Origin of the sequence: Shimia sp., assembly GCF_049116215.1 — a bacterium.
Taxonomy (GTDB): domain Bacteria; phylum Pseudomonadota; class Alphaproteobacteria; order Rhodobacterales; family Rhodobacteraceae; genus Shimia.
Genome location: NZ_JAGDZB010000002.1, coordinates 461,164 through 476,522, shown reverse-complemented (window position 1 = coordinate 476,522; position 15,359 = coordinate 461,164). Strand labels below are relative to the sequence as shown.

The following is a 15,359-nucleotide window of genomic DNA, read 5'->3' as shown; positions in this document are numbered from 1 at the left end:
TTGGGACTGAGAAAGCGGGGCGTTGCGGGAAACCGCAGCGCTATTTTTGTCGCTTAGTGGCGTTGGATTTTCAGGCAGGCGCGCATGCCGGCGGTGCCCGCTTCAAAATAAAGTGTGCCGCCGTGTTGCTCCGCCACAGTGGCCACAATCGTCAGGCCTAAACCGTAGCCGTCAATCGCCTGGGTGTTGTCGCCGCGGGTGAAGGGGGCCACGGCGGCTTCGATTTCGGCGGCGGTCATGCCGGAGCCTTCGTCCTCAACGGTGAGTGTGGCGTGTTCGGCGGTGGCGACCAGTTCCACTTTTGCTTTGCGCCCGTATTTCAGGGCGTTTTCGATCAGGTTGGAAATCGCGCGTTTGAGAGAGATTGGGCGGGCAGAGACTAGGATGCGCTGCTCGGACGGGAGCGAGCCACGTCCGGCGTTGGACATGAACACCGAGCCGCCGCCTTGGAATGACGGGGTTTCCAGAGCGGCCAGGGTGACGGGTTGGCCGGTGTCCTGATAATCGTCCACCAGGGCCTCCACCAAAGAGGTCAGGGATAACTCGCGCGGGGCTTCTTCGTTGAGTTCGGCGCGGGTGTAGGTCAGCACGCTTTCGATCATGCCGGTCATGCTGTCGATGTCAGCCTCAAACTTCTCGCGCAGGTCCGCATCCTGTACCAGAGCGGCGCGCAGGCGCAGGCGGGTGGCGGGGGTGCCAAGGTCGTGGCTGACGCCGGAGAGCACGGTGGCGCGCTTGGCAATTTGATCCCGTTCGCGCCCGAGATATTGGTTTACGGCCTGTACGATGTCGCGCAGTTCTTCAGGGCCCTGCACCGGGTAGCGTTGCGGGCCGCCAAGACGGCGGTGGTTGCGTAGGGTGCGGGCGAAGCGTTCGAAGTGAGCGGAGGTGTCGCGCACAATCGAGGTGAATATGGTGATCGAGACAATGGCGAGCAAAACTGCCAACAGACGGAAATCGGTGGGCGCGGCATCACAGCCCCAAACCGGTCGGCCGTCCACGCGTTTCCAGTCCTGCGCGCCCAGGCGGGCGTATAAAATGGGTTCGCTGCAATAGGTGGCCAGAAGCTGGGTGACCCGGCCGAGTTTTTGCGCCGCAGACTGGCGCTCATTGGAGACCAGTTCAGAGACGTTGTACCGCAGGCTGTCTGAGACGATCACCAGAGCGAGGGTTTCGCCTGACATGGGGTCATGACCTTGGCCCCGGATGGAGACATGGGTCACAAAGGCCGGTTTTGGCACGCCGCGGAGCTGTAGAAATTCACGCTGGGAGACCAGCTCCTGAGAGCTTTGGCTTAGGGTTTGAATCTCGACATCAACCGGTGGGTCGGCGCGGGTGCGCAGGCTGTCGTAAAGCGAGACGCCTGTGACGTAGCTACGGGTCAGGTGGTCCCGCCAGCCGGTGCTGGAGGCGGTCCAGAGCCAGGCGGTGCCGTATGCGGCGGCAAAGCAGGAAAACACCAGAAACAGGCCCAGCGATTGCAGGCGAAGACCATGTGACTTTGAGGTCATTGATCGTCCTCAACCACAACGTCCACGGCCAGAACATAACCAACGCCACGTTGTGTGCGCAGCAGCTCCGGGATTTTGGGATCTGCTTCGATTTTGCCGCGTAGGCGTCCAACCAAAACGTCGATGGCGCGGCCCGGGTTACCGGATCCCGCGTCTTGCCCGTCGCCGGTCACGTCCAGGGCGGTGTTGATCTCTTCGCGCGTCAGGGGGATGTGAGGATTGCCCAAGAAGACCTTGAGCAGGGCGGTTTCCTTGCGCGACAGGCTGACTTGGTAGTTCTGCGGCGAGGTGATCTCGTCGCGTTTGGCGTCATAACACCAGCCGCCAAAGCGGAAGGTGGAGATGCTGCGCCGGTAGGTGAGAGAGCTGCTGCGTTTGGCACGGTGCAGGACGGCTTTTACGCGCGCCAGAAGCAAGTTGGGATTAAACGGCTTGGCGATGTAGTCGTCCGCGCCGACTTCATACCCCGCCATGCGGTGATGATCGGCGGAGAGGGCAGAAACAAGGATCACGGGCACGTCCTGTTCGTGGCGCAGGCGTTTACAGATGTCGACGCCGTATTCGTCCCCTAGCATCACATCCAGCAAGATGAGGTCCACGCGGCCACTGTCCAGTTGTTCGCGAATGGTGACCTCGCTGTCACAGGGCAAAGCGATGAAACCATTCTGGCGCAGGAACTGTGTGAGCATTCCGCGCGTTTCCGCATCATCATCTACCACCAACAAACGTGGAATCGTCATCTCTGCCTCCCCGTGCTCTCCCGCTGCTCCCCACAGCGGGCTGACATGTCGCTTGCTTTGTAACACCGTGCAACAAAATCAAGGCCTAGGTAACAGCGTGTAACAGAACACCGGATTTTGTGACATGGCAAAGCGCAAACTGGTATTTGGTGGATTGTGACATCCCCCTGCGGTTTGGCAGGAATGGGGCAGCACTGCTCAAACGGGCGGTGAAATTGGGAGGAAATTATGAAAAAATCCGTATTCGCGGCCGCTGTGGTTGCGTCGCTTGTTGCATCCAACGTTGCAAAGGCTGAGCCTCAGGCAGAAGTTCTGCACTGGTGGACATCTGGTGGCGAAGCCAAGTCTGTGGCTGTGCTGCAAAAAGAATTTGCAGACAACGGCGGCACCTGGACTGACATGCCGGTTGCTGGTGGTGGCGGTGACGCCGCGATGACTGCGTTGCGTGCGCGCGTGCTGTCCGGCAATGCGCCAACCGCCGTGCAGCTGAAAGGCCCAGCCATTGCCGAATGGTATGAAGAAGGTGTGCTGGCAGATATATCCGATGTTGCTGAGGCGCAGGGTTGGGCTGACGTTTTGCCAGCCTCAATCGCAGGCCATATGAAATGTGAAGGCACCTGGTGTGCTGCACCGGTAAACGTACACCGGATCGACTGGATCTGGGCCAATGCCGACATCCTTAAAGCCAACGACATTGCGATGCCCAACACTTGGGCGGAATTCAACGCCGCGGCGGACAAGTTGATGGCGGCTGGCGTTATCCCACTGGCTCACGGTGGTCAGGCCTGGCAGGACGCAACTGTTTTTGAAGCTGTGGCTCTTGGCCTTGGTGGCGCAGAGTTCTTCCAGAAAGCATTTGTTGATCTGGATATGGACACGCTGAAGTCCGATCAAATGGTCGAAGTTTTTGATCAGATGCGCAAGCTACGCGGTTATGTGGACGGAAACTTCTCCGGTCGCGATTGGAACCTAGCCACCGCAATGGTCATGAACGGCGAAGCGGCGTTCCAGATCATGGGTGACTGGGCCAAAGGTGAATTCCTGGCTGCCGGCAAAGTTCCTGGCGAAGATTTCCTCTGTGTGTCGACACCGGGTGACGGTTTCCTCTACAGCGTGGACAGCTTTGCGATGTTCAATGTGGACGGTGATGACAAGCAAAACGGTCAGAAACTGTTGGCTGAGCTGATTGTTGGCAAGAGCTTCCAGAAAGTGTTCAACCTGAACAAAGGCTCCATTCCAGCACGCACCGACGTTGCATTGGATGAGTTTGACTCCTGTGCGCACACCTCTGCGGCAGATATGGCCGCCAGCAACACCGGTGGCTCCCTGCTGCCAAGCTATGCCCACGGCATGGCGCTGCGTGGTGCCCAGGCCGGTGCGATCACCGATGTTGTGACAGCGCACTTCAACTCGGACATGTCTTCGGCTGAAGCTGTTCAGATGCTGGCCGACGCGGTTGCCAACTCGCTGTAACCTCCTCCCACGCCCTGTCCCGAGATTGCTTCGGGGCGGGGCACTTAAATAAAGGGTCGTTGTGATGACCGAATGGCTTGAACGCCACGTGCCAAAAATGGTGCTAGCACCGTCTTTTGTGGCCGTCCTCATCTTTGTCTATGGCTTTATCATCTGGACCGGCTGGGTGTCTCTCACCCGTTCCAAGTTGATGCCGAAATACGAAATCAAAGGCTTCATTCAGTACGATCGCCTGTTTGCCTCCCCACGTTGGGACACGGCGATGGACAACTTGTTCATCTTTGGCGGGCTGTTTATCGGGATCTCGCTGATCCTCGGTCTGTTTCTGGCCATTTTGCTGGATCAAAAAATCCGCGCTGAAGGGGCGCTTCGTACGATCTATCTCTACCCGATGGCGCTCTCGATGATTGTGACCGGGACCGCGTGGAAGTGGATCATGAACCCCGGCCTTGGCATTGAGGCAACGGTGCGCAGCTGGGGATTTGAGAGCTTCACCTTCAACTGGATCACCGATCCCAAGATGGCAATCTATGCGGTGGTGATTGCGGCCGTTTGGCAGGCCAGCGGCTTTGTGATGGCGCTGTTTTTGGCTGGGTTGCGCTCCGTGGATGAGGAAATCATCAAGGCCGCGCAAGTTGATGGAATTCCCACTTGGCGGATTTATTCAGCGATTATCATCCCGTCGATGGCGCCGATCTTTTTGTCCGCATTTATCGTTTTGGCACACTTGGCCATCAAGAGCTTTGACCTTGTGATTGCGCTGACGGGTGGTGGTCCTGGATATGCCACCGATCTGCCAGCGACCTACATGTATGCCATGGCGTTTTCGCGCGGCGACATTGGGCAAGCGGCCAGCTCTGCCATGGTCATGATGGGTGTCGTGTTCACCATTGTCGTGCCTTACCTGTACTCTGAATTGAGGGCGAAACATGACTGATTTCACCCAATCTTACGACGCACCGCGTCGCAACTACAGTCAGCTGGCGCTGCGGTGGTTGTTGTTTTCTCTGCTGGGCTTGTTTGCGCTCTTCTACCTGATGCCGCTGTTTGTCATGGTGACCACCTCGCTGAAAAGCTTGGAGGAAATCCGGACTGGCTCTTTGGTGGCCCTGCCACGTGAAGTGACATTCGATGCATGGCGCACAGCTTGGTCTGAAACATGTACCGGCGTGAAATGTGAAGGTCTGAAGCCTTACTTCTGGAACTCGGTCTTGATGACTGTGCCAGCGGTGTTCATTGCCACGCTGCTGGGTGCTGTGAACGGCTATGTGATTGCGCAGTGGCGCTTTAAAGGTGCGAACCTGATCTTCTCGCTGATGCTGTTTGGTTGCTTCATCCCGTTTCAGGTGGTGCTGCTGCCAATGGCGCGCAGTCTGGGCATTTTGGGATTGGCGGGCTCGATCCCTGGATTGATCTTCGTGCACGTGATCTATGGGATTGGCTTCACCACGCTGTTCTTCCGCAACTACTATGTCACAATTCCGTCTGAGTTGACCAAAGCGGCCAAAGTGGACGGGGCAGGGTTTTTCCGAATTTTTTGGTCAATCTTCCTGCCGCTGTCGCTCCCCATCGTGGTGGTGACCGTGATCTGGCAGTTCACCAACATCTGGAACGACTTCCTCTTCGGGGTCAGCTTTAGTCAGGCCGGTACGCAGCCAGTGACCGTGGCCCTTAACAACATCGTCAACTCCACCACAGGGGTGAAGGAATACAACGTCGATATGGCCGCTGCCATCATCGCCGCCCTTCCCACGCTGCTTGTCTATGTGGTGGCAGGCAAATACTTCATCCGCGGCCTGACCGCAGGCTCCGTGAAAGGTTAACCTCATGGCACCCATTCTGGATATCAAAAACCTCTACAAGAACTATGGTTCTGTCGAGATCCTCAAAGACATCAATGTGGCGATTGAGCCAGGTGATTTTCTGGTGCTGGTCGGCCCGTCGGGCTGTGGTAAGTCCACGCTGCTGAATTGCATCGCTGGGCTGGAGCCAATCACCGGCGGCACGCTGTCGATTGGTGGCAAGGACATGACCCATGTCAGCCCCAAGGATCGCGACATCGCGATGGTGTTCCAATCGTATGCGCTGTACCCGACCATGTCGGTGGCCAAGAACATCACCTTTGGCATGAAAGTGCGTGGTGTGGATGCGGCGACGCAGGAGCGGAAGCTCAATGAGGTGGCCAGCCAGTTGCAGATTGAACAGCTGTTGCACCGCCGTCCGGGCCAACTCTCCGGTGGTCAGCGTCAACGTGTGGCCATGGGGCGGGCGTTGGTGCGCGATCCAAAGCTGTTCCTGTTTGACGAGCCGCTGTCCAACCTCGACGCCAAGTTGCGGGTTGAGATGCGCTCTGAGATCAAGAAGCTGCACCAGAACCTTGGCGCGACCATGGTCTATGTGACCCACGATCAGATCGAGGCGATGACGCTTGCGACCAAGATTGTGGTTCTGAAAGGCGGTGTGGTGCAGCAGATTGGCACCCCGGCGGAGATCTACAACCGTCCGGCCAACCTGTTTGTGGCGGACTTCATGGGCAGCCCGGCAATGAACCTGATCCCTGCTAAGGCTACCAAAAACGGCACAGGCACGCAGATTGAGATTGCCCGTCAGGGCGCGGCACCGCTGATGCTGACCGACACCCATGCGGAGAATCTGCCGCAGGATGTGATCCTTGGATTGCGGCCTGAAGACATTGCCGAAGCGGGGTTCCGCGCTGGTGAAGATGTGCAGGTGGCCGAGTGCCATATCGACATGGTTGAGCCTGCGGGCGCGGATACGTTTGTGGTCTCTGAGCTGGGCGGCAAACAGGTCACGGCGCGCTTGCACGCCGAAACCGGCGCCGAGTCGGGCAAAGCGCTGCCATTGGCGTTTGACTTGAGCAAAGTGTCCTACTTTGCGCCAGGGACCGGTGAGCGGCTGAACTAAGTCGGTATCGATGAATTAAAAAGGCCCGCTTGGTTTTGCCAAGCGGGCCTTTTTTGTAAACGCGTTGCTTTAAGCGCTTAGGCGCTCCTCATCATCGAAGTCGTCAGCCACTTCAGGTTGTTCTGCACCCTCCATGTCAAAACGGGCGACAATACCAGAGAGGCCTTGCGCCTCTGCCAGCAGCATCTGGCTCGATGCGGCAGCCTCTTCGGCCATGGCGGTGTTTTGCTGAGTCATGGAGTCGAGTTCACTCATGGAGGTGTTGATGCTGTCCAAGCCAGAGGATTGCGTGCGCACGCCTTCGGAAATCTCGGTCACCAGATCGGAGACAGATGTCACCTGTGTGATGATTTTGGAGAGGGCTTCGCCAGCGCGGCCCACCATTTCCACACCGTTGGAAACATGGTCCTCGCTGGCGCTGGTGAGACCCTGAATTTGACCGGCGGCTTCGGAGGCACGTTGTGCCAAGGCGCGCACCTCGGAGGCGACCACAGCAAAGCCACTGCCAGCGCTGCCGGCGCGAGCGGCTTCGACCCCAGCATTCAATGCAAGCAAATTGGTTTGGAACGCGATGTCGTCGATCACGCCGATGATTTGCGAAATCTCGCTGGAAGCGGTTTGGATTTGGTCCATGGCTTCCACTGCGGAGGACACAACATCACGGCTGTTCTCGGCTTCCTGACGCGCGGTTTGCATAACGCCGTCCACACGGGTCGCACGGTCGGCGGTGGCTTTTACGCCATCGGAAAGCGAATTGACCGCGTTCGCCGTGTCTTCGAGTGTGGCCGCGGCGCTTTCAGTGCGTTTCTCCATCACGGTGGCGGCGGACTTCTGTTCGTCAGAATACTGTCCCACGTGCTGGGAGGCTTCGACGATGTCAGACATCAGGTCGCGCAGGTTGGCCAGGCTGCGGTTGAAGTTCTCCCGCAAAATTTCATAGTCGGCCACAAACGGCTCGTTGATGTCACAGGCCAGGTTGCCGCGCTCAAGTTCGGACAAAGCCTCACTCATAGTTTCCACGACGTCAGAGGTTTTGCGGGCGTTTTCAGCTTCGCGCTCCGACGCCTCATCTGCGCGTTGCAGTTTATTGCGGAAGTCGCCCATGGTGCGGGCCAGATCGCCCAGCTCGTCGCCGCGCTCTTCGCCGGAAATCTCAATGTTGTAGTCGCCTTTGGCCAAAGCATCCGTTACACCACGCAGGGCTTGGATGGGTTTGGTGACGCGGCTAGCGGCAATCCACGAGACAATGATCGCAATGACCACAGAGGCGGCGATCATGGCGATGGCCACCATGCGGATTTGATGCACTACGGTGAAGGCGGCGTCATGGTCGGTTTCCATGACCAAGGACCAATCAAAGCCGGGCACCTCCATGGGTTTGACAAGGCTGATGGCGTCTATGCCACTTACTGAATCTACCGATTCAAAGAACGCCTCTTCGTGTGCTTGGGCGGCTGCAATGTGCGATGTGGCAGGCAGTTGTGTGGAAACGTCAAACAAGCCTTCGATCAGAGATGGGCTGCGCGCGGTGCCGTCTGCGCCCACCAGGAATAGGTTTTGGTGGCCGCTGTCGTCCAGGTTGGTGGAGAGGGCGCTCACGATGCGGTCGCTTGAAAGCTGCACCGCGAGTACGCCTGCGATGGTTTTCTTTTTGCTGAGGATCGGGATCGCAAGGAAGGCGCCAGCGTCGCCGCCTGTGATCTCATAAGCGCTAAAGTCTGAGGTGCTGATCTCGCCCGGCTTGGAGTTTATCGCTGCTTTGAAAACTTGACCCAATCCGGACTCAGCATAAGCGCCTTTGGAGAAGTCTTGCGCAAAGTCGTCCTGCTTCATCACGGTGTAGAGCAGGCGGCCCTCGGTGTTGAACAGGTAGATGTCTTCATACCCATTGAGGTTCAAAGAGCGCAGGAAGGTGGGGTGATAGCTGTTGTGCGATTGGCTGTAGTATTGTCCGTCCCCTGGATCCACCAGTTTGGCACGCTCACCCACAGGGTTTGGGTTTTTGGCAATATAGGTGTCGGTCAGGTATTTGATTGGGTCATCAGCCTCAATCATGCCAATCACGCGGTCAAAATTGCTGATGGCGCGGAAGGTGGTCGGCTGATCTGCATTCATCACCAGGTCGCGCTGGACCGCATCAACCAGCGCGGCAATTGCCTGTTTGCCCGCGTTGGCAGTGGTTTCGTGAGAGGCGTACACATTCTGTCGAATGTTTTGCTCCGCCATGCGATAAACAAGAAAAGACACTGTTACCAGAAACGTGGCTGTCAACGCCACCATCACCAATGGCAGCTTTAGCGAAAGCGACAGCTTTTTGGCTCTGAACATTTTTTGCTCCTCACAAAATGTCTCATCGCCCGAGGAATTACGGGGTCCCCCATCGGTACCCAGAAAAACCCTTCGAAGTGTTTAAGAGTAAATTTGAGCTGGAAAATAAGGCCCGTCAGACTGGTTTTGGCGGGCAATTGAGAGTGGTTGTCTTGTTAAGTTATTGGTGCTGTGCGCTTTTTGCGGTTTGTATGCTACGGTATGCGTACCCGCTCTACGAATTTCTTGAGCGCAAAACGGGAGCGGATCGCGCGAATGCCGGGCAGGCGCATGAGCTTGGATTGTAGAAAACTCTCAAACTCTTCAAGGCTTTCCACCCAAATCTCGAGCTGAAAGTCCATTGCGCCGGTCATCAAGGTGCCGGTGACAACTTCATCAAAGCGGGCCACTTCTTTCTGAAAATTTGAAATAGCGTCCGCATCCTGCCGTTCCAGCTCGACGTTTACATAGGCGGTGATGCCAAAACCGGCGGTCATGCGGTCGATGCGCAGGGTGTAGCCAGCAATCAGCCCGCTGTCTTGCAACTGCTTCAGGCGGCGTTTGCAGGGGGTGGCGGAGAGGCCGACGCGGTCGGCAATTTGCACCACAGACATGCGGCCATCCTCACACAATGCGCGGATGATTTTGCGGTCAATTTCGTCTATAGTGATTTTCGCCACAGTTCCCTCCTTGGCCGACTTTTTCGGCTAACATTTCGCAAATACGATAGGAGAACGCCGTTTTTCAACCCGGGATGTGGGCTAAACTTAACAGGTTGAATAATTCTCGCTGACTGGCGGGGGTATCGGTTCCATTGTCCGCCCCTGATCCCTTTGCGTGGGTCAACATGACGGAGCAACCGTGCCTTCCGGCGTCAGTCCCACTTCAGAAAGGTGACGCATGGGCTCTGATACCGCTCCGCTCTCCCTCAATGTCCCGGAACCGGGATGCCGTCCGGGCGACACGCCGGACTTCTCCGATTTTGAAATCCCCCGTGCTGGCGAAGTTGGCCGTCCCGATGTGGATACGGACCCGGATGCCATCCGGGATATGGCGTTTTCGATTGTGCGTGTGCTCAACAAAGAGGGCGAGGCGGTTGGCGATTGGGCCGGTGCATTGAGCGTTGACGAATTGCGCGATGGCTTGCGCCACATGATGACCCTGCGGACCTTTGATGCGCGCATGCAGATTGCGCAGCGTCAGGGTAAGACTAGTTTTTACATGCAGCATTTGGGTGAAGAGGCGGTGTCTTGCGCCTTTGCCCGCGCGTTGCAGCCGGGGGATATGAACTTCCCGACCTACCGTCAGGCAGGTCTGTTGATTGCGTCAGGCTATCCAATGCTGACGATGATGAACCAGATCTACTCCAACGCCGAAGACCCGTTGGCTGGGCGTCAGCTGCCGATCATGTATTCGTCGAAGGAACACGGGTTCTTCTCGATTTCAGGCAACCTGGGCACGCAGTTTGTGCAATCCGTTGGCTGGGCGATGGGCTCTGCGATTTCCGGTGACACCAAGATTTCAACCGGCTGGATTGGCGACGGTTCTACGGCGGAGAATGATTTCCACGCGGCGATGGTGTTTGCCTCGACCTATAAGGCGCCGGTGGTGCTGAACATCGTCAACAACCAGTGGGCCATTTCCACGTTCCAAGGTATTGCGCGCGGCGGTGTGGGTACCTTTGCGGCGCGGGGCCATGGATTTGGTATTGCTTCCTTGCGTGTGGATGGCAACGACTATCTGGCGGTACATGCGGTGGCAAAATGGGCCGCTGAGCGGGCGCGTTTGGGCCATGGCCCGACGTTGATTGAGCATGTGACATATCGTGCAGGTGGGCATTCGACCTCGGATGATCCATCAGCCTATCGCTCCAAGAGCGAGGCGGCGGCCTGGCCGTTGGGGGACCCAATTGAGCGGCTGAAGCAACACCTGATCAAGATTGGCGAGTGGAGCGAAGACCGCCACGCGCAGGCGGAGGCGGAAATCCTCGATTCAGTGATTTCGGTACAAAAAGAGGCCGAAGCGGTGGGCACTTTGGCAGGCGGCAAGGCGCCGAGCCCGCGCGATATGTTTGAAGGGGTGTATGAAACCATGCCAGCGCACCTAATCCGTCAACGTCAAGAAGCGGGGTTCTGATCATGGCTCAAATGACAATGATTGAAGCCATCCGCGAGGCCCACGATGTGGCCATGGCGGCGGATGACAAAGTGGTGGTGTTTGGCGAGGACGTTGGGTTCTTTGGCGGCGTGTTCCGTTGTACAGCGGGTCTGCAAGAGAAATACGGCAAGTCCCGGTGTTTTGACGCGCCGATCAACGAGAGCGGCATTGTTGGCACGGCGATTGGCATGGCAGCTTATGGCCTAAAGCCGGTGATTGAGATCCAGTTCGCGGACTATGTGTACCCGGCCTATGATCAGATCGTGTCGGAAGCGGCGCGTCTGCGGCACCGCTCCAATGGTGATTTCACCTGTCCTTTGGTGATCCGTATGCCCACCGGTGGCGGTATCTTTGGCGGGCAGACCCACAGTCAGAGCCCGGAGGCGATTTTCACCCACGTATCTGGCTTGAAGGTGGTGATCCCGTCCAATCCACGCGATGCTAAAGGTCTGTTGCTGGCGGCGATAGCGGACCCGGATCCGGTGATCTTTTTGGAGCCGAAGCGACTGTATAATGGGCCGTTTGACGGGCATCATGACAAGCCAATTGAAAGCTGGAAGAAGCACCCACAAGGCGACGTGCCGGAAGGCGACGAAATTGTCCCTCTGGGCAAAGCGCATATTCAGCGTGAAGGCGCGGATGTGACGGTTCTGACTTATGGCACAATGGTTTACGTGGCCGAGGCGGCTGCGGCAGAGACCGGTGTGGATGCGGAGGTGATTGACCTGCGCACGCTGATGCCGCTGGATCTGGAGACCATTGTTGAGAGTGTGAAAAAGACCGGGCGCTGTGTGATTGTGCATGAGGCAACCCGCACCTCTGGCTTTGGGGCCGAGCTGATGAGCCTCGTGCAGGAAGCCTGTTTCTATCATCTTGAAGCGCCGATGATCCGGGTGACCGGATGGGACACGCCGTATCCGCATGCGCAGGAGTGGGAGTATTTCCCGGGACCTGCACGGGTTGGCGAAGCGCTGCGCAAAGTCATGGAGGACTGATCCCATGGGAGTATTTGCAATCCGTTTGCCCGACGTCGGAGAGGGCATTGCCGAGGCCGAGCTGGTCGAATGGCACGTGAAAGTTGGCGACGTGGTGCGCGAAGATGACGTGCTGGCCGCCGTGATGACCGACAAAGCCGCTGTGGAAGTGCCGTCGTCTGTGGACGGTAAAGTGCTCGCGCTTGGCGGTGAGATTGGCGACATGATCGCAATTGGCGCCGTGTTGATCCGCATTGAAGTGGACGGCGAAGGCAACGAGAGTGGTGACGTTGAAGCGCCGGTGCAGGAAAAGCCGGCTGTTGTAGAGGTCGAGGATAAGCCCGTGCCAAAACCAGCGGCGAAGCCTACGGTGGCGCCTGTTGCCGCAGCGCCTGTGAAACGGGCCGCGGGCACCAAACCATTGGCCTCGCCATCTGTCCGTGCGCGTGCGCGGGAAGAGGGCGTTGATCTGCGGCAGGTGCCGGGGTCCGGCGCGGCGGGACGGATCAGCCACGGTGATCTGGACAACTGGATTGCCTCCGGTGGCATTCAGCAAGGTGCTGTGGTGCGCGGTCAGAACACCGGTGTGGAAGAGGTGCGTGTGATCGGCATGCGCCGCAAGATCGCCGAGAAGATGGCGATCTCCAAACGGCAAATTCCGCATATCACCATTGTGGAAGAGGTGGAGATGTCGGCGCTGGAAGACCTGCGCGCGGCGCTTAATGCCAAACACAAAGGCGAGCGGACAAAGCTGACGCTGTTGCCGTTCCTGATGCGGGCGATTGTCGAGGCGGTGCGCGAGCAGCCTGAGTTGAACGCGCGCTATGATGATGAGGCAGGTGTGATCCACCGTCATGGCGGCGTGCATGTGGGCATTGCCACCCAGACGCCAAACGGGTTGAACGTGCCGGTGGTGAAACACGCCGAGGCGGGCAGCCTGTGGGACAATGCCGAAACCGTGTCGCGGTTGGCGCAAGAAGCACGGGATGGCACCATCAAGCGCGATGAGCTGTCCGGTGGCACAATCACCATCACGTCGTTGGGTCCGCTGGGCGCGATTGCCACAACGCCGATCATCAACCACCCGGAGGTGGCTATTGTCGGCGTGAACAAGATGCAGATCCGCCCCGTTTGGGATGGGCAGCAATTCCAGCCACGCAAGATGATGAACATCTCATGCAGCTTTGATCACCGGGTGATTGATGGCTGGGATGCGGCTGTTTTTGTGCAAAAATTGAAAACCCTGCTGGAAACGCCAGCCATGCTGTTTGTTGAGGGCTAAATGACTGATCTATCTTGTAAACTGCTGATCATTGGCGCTGGGCCGGGGGGCTACGTCTGTGCCATTCGCGCCGGGCAACTGGGCATTGATACCATTGTTGTGGATGCCGGTAAGCCGGGGGGCACCTGTCTGAACGTGGGCTGCATCCCGTCCAAAGCGATGATCCACGCGGCGGATGAATTCCACAAGATTGCGCATGTGAACGATGGGCCGTTGGGGATTTCCGCAGGCGCGCCAAGCATCGATCTGGCCCAAACCGTGGCGTGGAAAGACGGCATTGTGCAGCGTCTGAACACTGGCGTGTCGGCGTTGATGAAAAAAGCCAAAGCGCGGTTTGTCACCGGACAAGCGCGGTTTCTGGATGGCAAAACCGTGGAAGTCACTAATGGGGACGAGGTGCAGCAAATCCGCGCGGAACACGTGGTGATCGCCACGGGCTCTGCGCCGGTGGAACTGCCGTTCCTGCCGTTTGGCGGACCGATCTTGTCCTCCACCGAGGCGCTGGACCTGACTGAAGTACCAGAGACATTGGCGGTTGTTGGTGGCGGCTACATCGGGTTGGAGCTGGGCACGGTATTTGCCAAGCTGGGCAGCAAGGTCACGGTTGTGGAGGCGGAAGACCGCATTCTATCGCTCTATGACAAAGCATTGACCAAGCCGGTGGCTAAGCGGCTAGAAGCGCTGGGCGTGAGAGTGATGACCGGCACCAAGGCGCAAGGGTACGCCGATGGCGCGTTGCAAACCGATCAGGGCGATGTCGTTGCGGAGAAGGTGCTGGTCACTGTCGGGCGGCGTCCGCGCACGGCGGGCATTGGCATCGAAGAGCTGGCGCTGACCCAAGACGGGCCGTTTGTGAAGATCGACAGCTTTTGCCAGACCTCGATGCGAGGAATTTACGCGATTGGGGATGTGACCGGCGAGCCGATGTTGGCACACCGGGCGATGGCGCAGGGCGAGATGGTGGCGGAGCACATCGCGGGCCATGCGGTGGAGTGGGACAAACGTGCCATTCCGGCGGTGTGTTTTACAGATCCGGAGGTGGTCACCTGTGGCGCACTGCCGGGCGAGATCGACGGCACCAAGTCCAGTGAGTTTCCGTTTATGGCCAACGGCCGTGCCATGACCACGGAGCGCGACGACGGCTTTGTGCGGGTTGTGTACCGCGAAGAAGACCACGCAGTTGTGGGCCTGCAAGCGGTTGGCGCGGGGATCTCGGAATTGTCAGCGGCGTTTTCGCTGGCCATTGAGATGGGGGCTTGCCTTGAAGACATTGCAGCCACGATCCACGCGCATCCCACGCAATCAGAAGGATTGCAGGAAGCCTGTCTCAAGGCTTTGGGGCACGCGCTGCACATCTAAACCAAAAAAGGCCCGCAGAGATCTGCGGGCCTTTTTGATTGCAGGGAATTGGAGGGACCTGCGTCTTAAAACAATTGCACGTCGCCCAGGTTGTCGTCGGCCTTGGGCTTGGGCTTGCGCCGCGGTGCTTCTTCTTCGGTGAGAAGGCGGGTGTCTTTCATAAACCGGCGCTGAATGCGACCTCCTACGGGCCAGAAACGGATGTTGCGGCCACGCTGTCCACCCAGGCAGCAGTCCATCAGCTCAAAGCCTTCATTGCGCACAAACCACATGGCAAATTCAGCGTTTTTGGACCCGATGTCGATGCGGCTGTTGAACATCTTGCCACCGCCCAACAGCTTCACCTTGAGATTGTCGCGGCGGGCGCCCGCCTGGATCAAGCCGTTCACCAGCAGTTCCATTGCGTGCACACCGTGGCTCATGGAACCGGCAGAACCGTCTTCGGTGCCAGGCAAGAGGAAATGGTTCATGCCCCCGATACCGGCAGTTTCATCCCACATGCAAGCTGCCACACATGACCCCAGGATCGTGGTCATCACGATGTCTTGGTCACTGGACACCTGCACGTCGCCCTGCAACAGGGGCTGGACCTGGTATCCTTTTATGGCTTCTGCTTCACTAAGACTCATTG

Annotated in this window: 13 protein-coding genes; 8 read left to right on the top strand and 5 right to left on the bottom strand. The window is 58.0% G+C overall.

Annotation, left to right across the window (positions count from 1 at the left end):
* Positions 1–53: 53 nt before the first annotated feature.
* Positions 54–1,511, bottom strand: a complete 1,458-nt coding sequence (locus JXR15_RS07955; protein ID WP_422052695.1) for a sensor histidine kinase — start codon at positions 1,509–1,511, stop codon at positions 54–56.
* Positions 1,508–2,251, bottom strand: coding sequence for a response regulator transcription factor (locus tag JXR15_RS07950; RefSeq protein WP_422052694.1), 744 nt, complete (start codon positions 2,249–2,251; stop codon positions 1,508–1,510). The genes JXR15_RS07955 and JXR15_RS07950 overlap by 4 nt, the downstream gene beginning before the upstream one ends.
* A 228-nt stretch (positions 2,252–2,479) precedes the next feature.
* Between JXR15_RS07950 and JXR15_RS07945 the strand changes: the two genes are divergently transcribed.
* From JXR15_RS07945 to JXR15_RS07930, 4 genes are all read left to right on the top strand, one after another.
* The gene (locus JXR15_RS07945; protein ID WP_422052693.1) at positions 2,480–3,724 is read left to right on the top strand and encodes an ABC transporter substrate-binding protein; all 1,245 of its coding nucleotides are present in this window, start codon (positions 2,480–2,482) and stop codon (positions 3,722–3,724) included.
* A 64-nt stretch (positions 3,725–3,788) separates the two neighbouring features.
* Positions 3,789–4,661, top strand: a complete 873-nt coding sequence (locus JXR15_RS07940) for a carbohydrate ABC transporter permease (protein WP_422052692.1) — start codon at positions 3,789–3,791, stop codon at positions 4,659–4,661.
* Complete coding sequence (locus JXR15_RS07935; protein ID WP_422052691.1) at positions 4,654–5,547, top strand: carbohydrate ABC transporter permease; 894 nt, start codon at positions 4,654–4,656, stop codon at positions 5,545–5,547. The genes JXR15_RS07940 and JXR15_RS07935 overlap by 8 nt, the downstream gene beginning before the upstream one ends.
* A gap of 4 nt (positions 5,548–5,551) precedes the next feature.
* The gene (locus tag JXR15_RS07930) at positions 5,552–6,649 is read left to right on the top strand and encodes an ABC transporter ATP-binding protein (RefSeq protein WP_422052690.1); all 1,098 of its coding nucleotides are present in this window, start codon (positions 5,552–5,554) and stop codon (positions 6,647–6,649) included.
* Positions 6,650–6,718: 69 nt separating this feature from the next.
* On the opposite strand, the gene JXR15_RS07925 is transcribed toward JXR15_RS07930, so the two are convergent.
* Both JXR15_RS07925 and JXR15_RS07920 read right to left on the bottom strand, forming a co-directional pair.
* Positions 6,719–8,977: a methyl-accepting chemotaxis protein gene (locus JXR15_RS07925; protein WP_422052689.1), complete on the bottom strand. Its 2,259-nt coding sequence runs from the start codon at positions 8,975–8,977 to the stop codon at positions 6,719–6,721.
* A gap of 194 nt (positions 8,978–9,171) precedes the next feature.
* Positions 9,172–9,636 (bottom strand): Lrp/AsnC family transcriptional regulator, encoded by a 465-nt coding sequence (locus tag JXR15_RS07920; RefSeq protein ID WP_422052688.1) that lies wholly within the window; start codon positions 9,634–9,636, stop codon positions 9,172–9,174.
* 220 nt (positions 9,637–9,856) lie between these two features.
* On the opposite strand from JXR15_RS07920, the gene JXR15_RS07915 reads away from it, so the two are divergent.
* The 4 genes from JXR15_RS07915 to lpdA are packed head-to-tail and all read left to right on the top strand — an operon-like array spanning position 9,857 to position 14,728.
* Positions 9,857–11,092, top strand: a complete 1,236-nt coding sequence (locus JXR15_RS07915) for a 3-methyl-2-oxobutanoate dehydrogenase (2-methylpropanoyl-transferring) subunit alpha (protein ID WP_422052687.1) — start codon at positions 9,857–9,859, stop codon at positions 11,090–11,092.
* Positions 11,093–11,094: 2 nt separating this feature from the next.
* Positions 11,095–12,108: an alpha-ketoacid dehydrogenase subunit beta gene (locus JXR15_RS07910; protein WP_422052686.1), complete on the top strand. Its 1,014-nt coding sequence runs from the start codon at positions 11,095–11,097 to the stop codon at positions 12,106–12,108.
* 4 nt (positions 12,109–12,112) lie between these two features.
* The gene (locus JXR15_RS07905) at positions 12,113–13,369 is read left to right on the top strand and encodes a dihydrolipoamide acetyltransferase family protein (protein WP_422052685.1); all 1,257 of its coding nucleotides are present in this window, start codon (positions 12,113–12,115) and stop codon (positions 13,367–13,369) included.
* Positions 13,370–14,728 (top strand): dihydrolipoyl dehydrogenase, encoded by a 1,359-nt coding sequence (gene lpdA, locus JXR15_RS07900; RefSeq protein WP_422052684.1) that lies wholly within the window; start codon positions 13,370–13,372, stop codon positions 14,726–14,728. It abuts the gene before it with no gap.
* Between the two features lie 65 nt (positions 14,729–14,793).
* Here lpdA and JXR15_RS07895 read toward each other — a convergent pair whose 3' ends face one another.
* Entirely contained in the window at positions 14,794–15,357 is a 564-nt protein-coding gene (locus tag JXR15_RS07895) for a chemotaxis protein CheD (RefSeq protein WP_422052683.1), read from the bottom strand.
* Positions 15,358–15,359 lie beyond the last annotated feature (2 nt).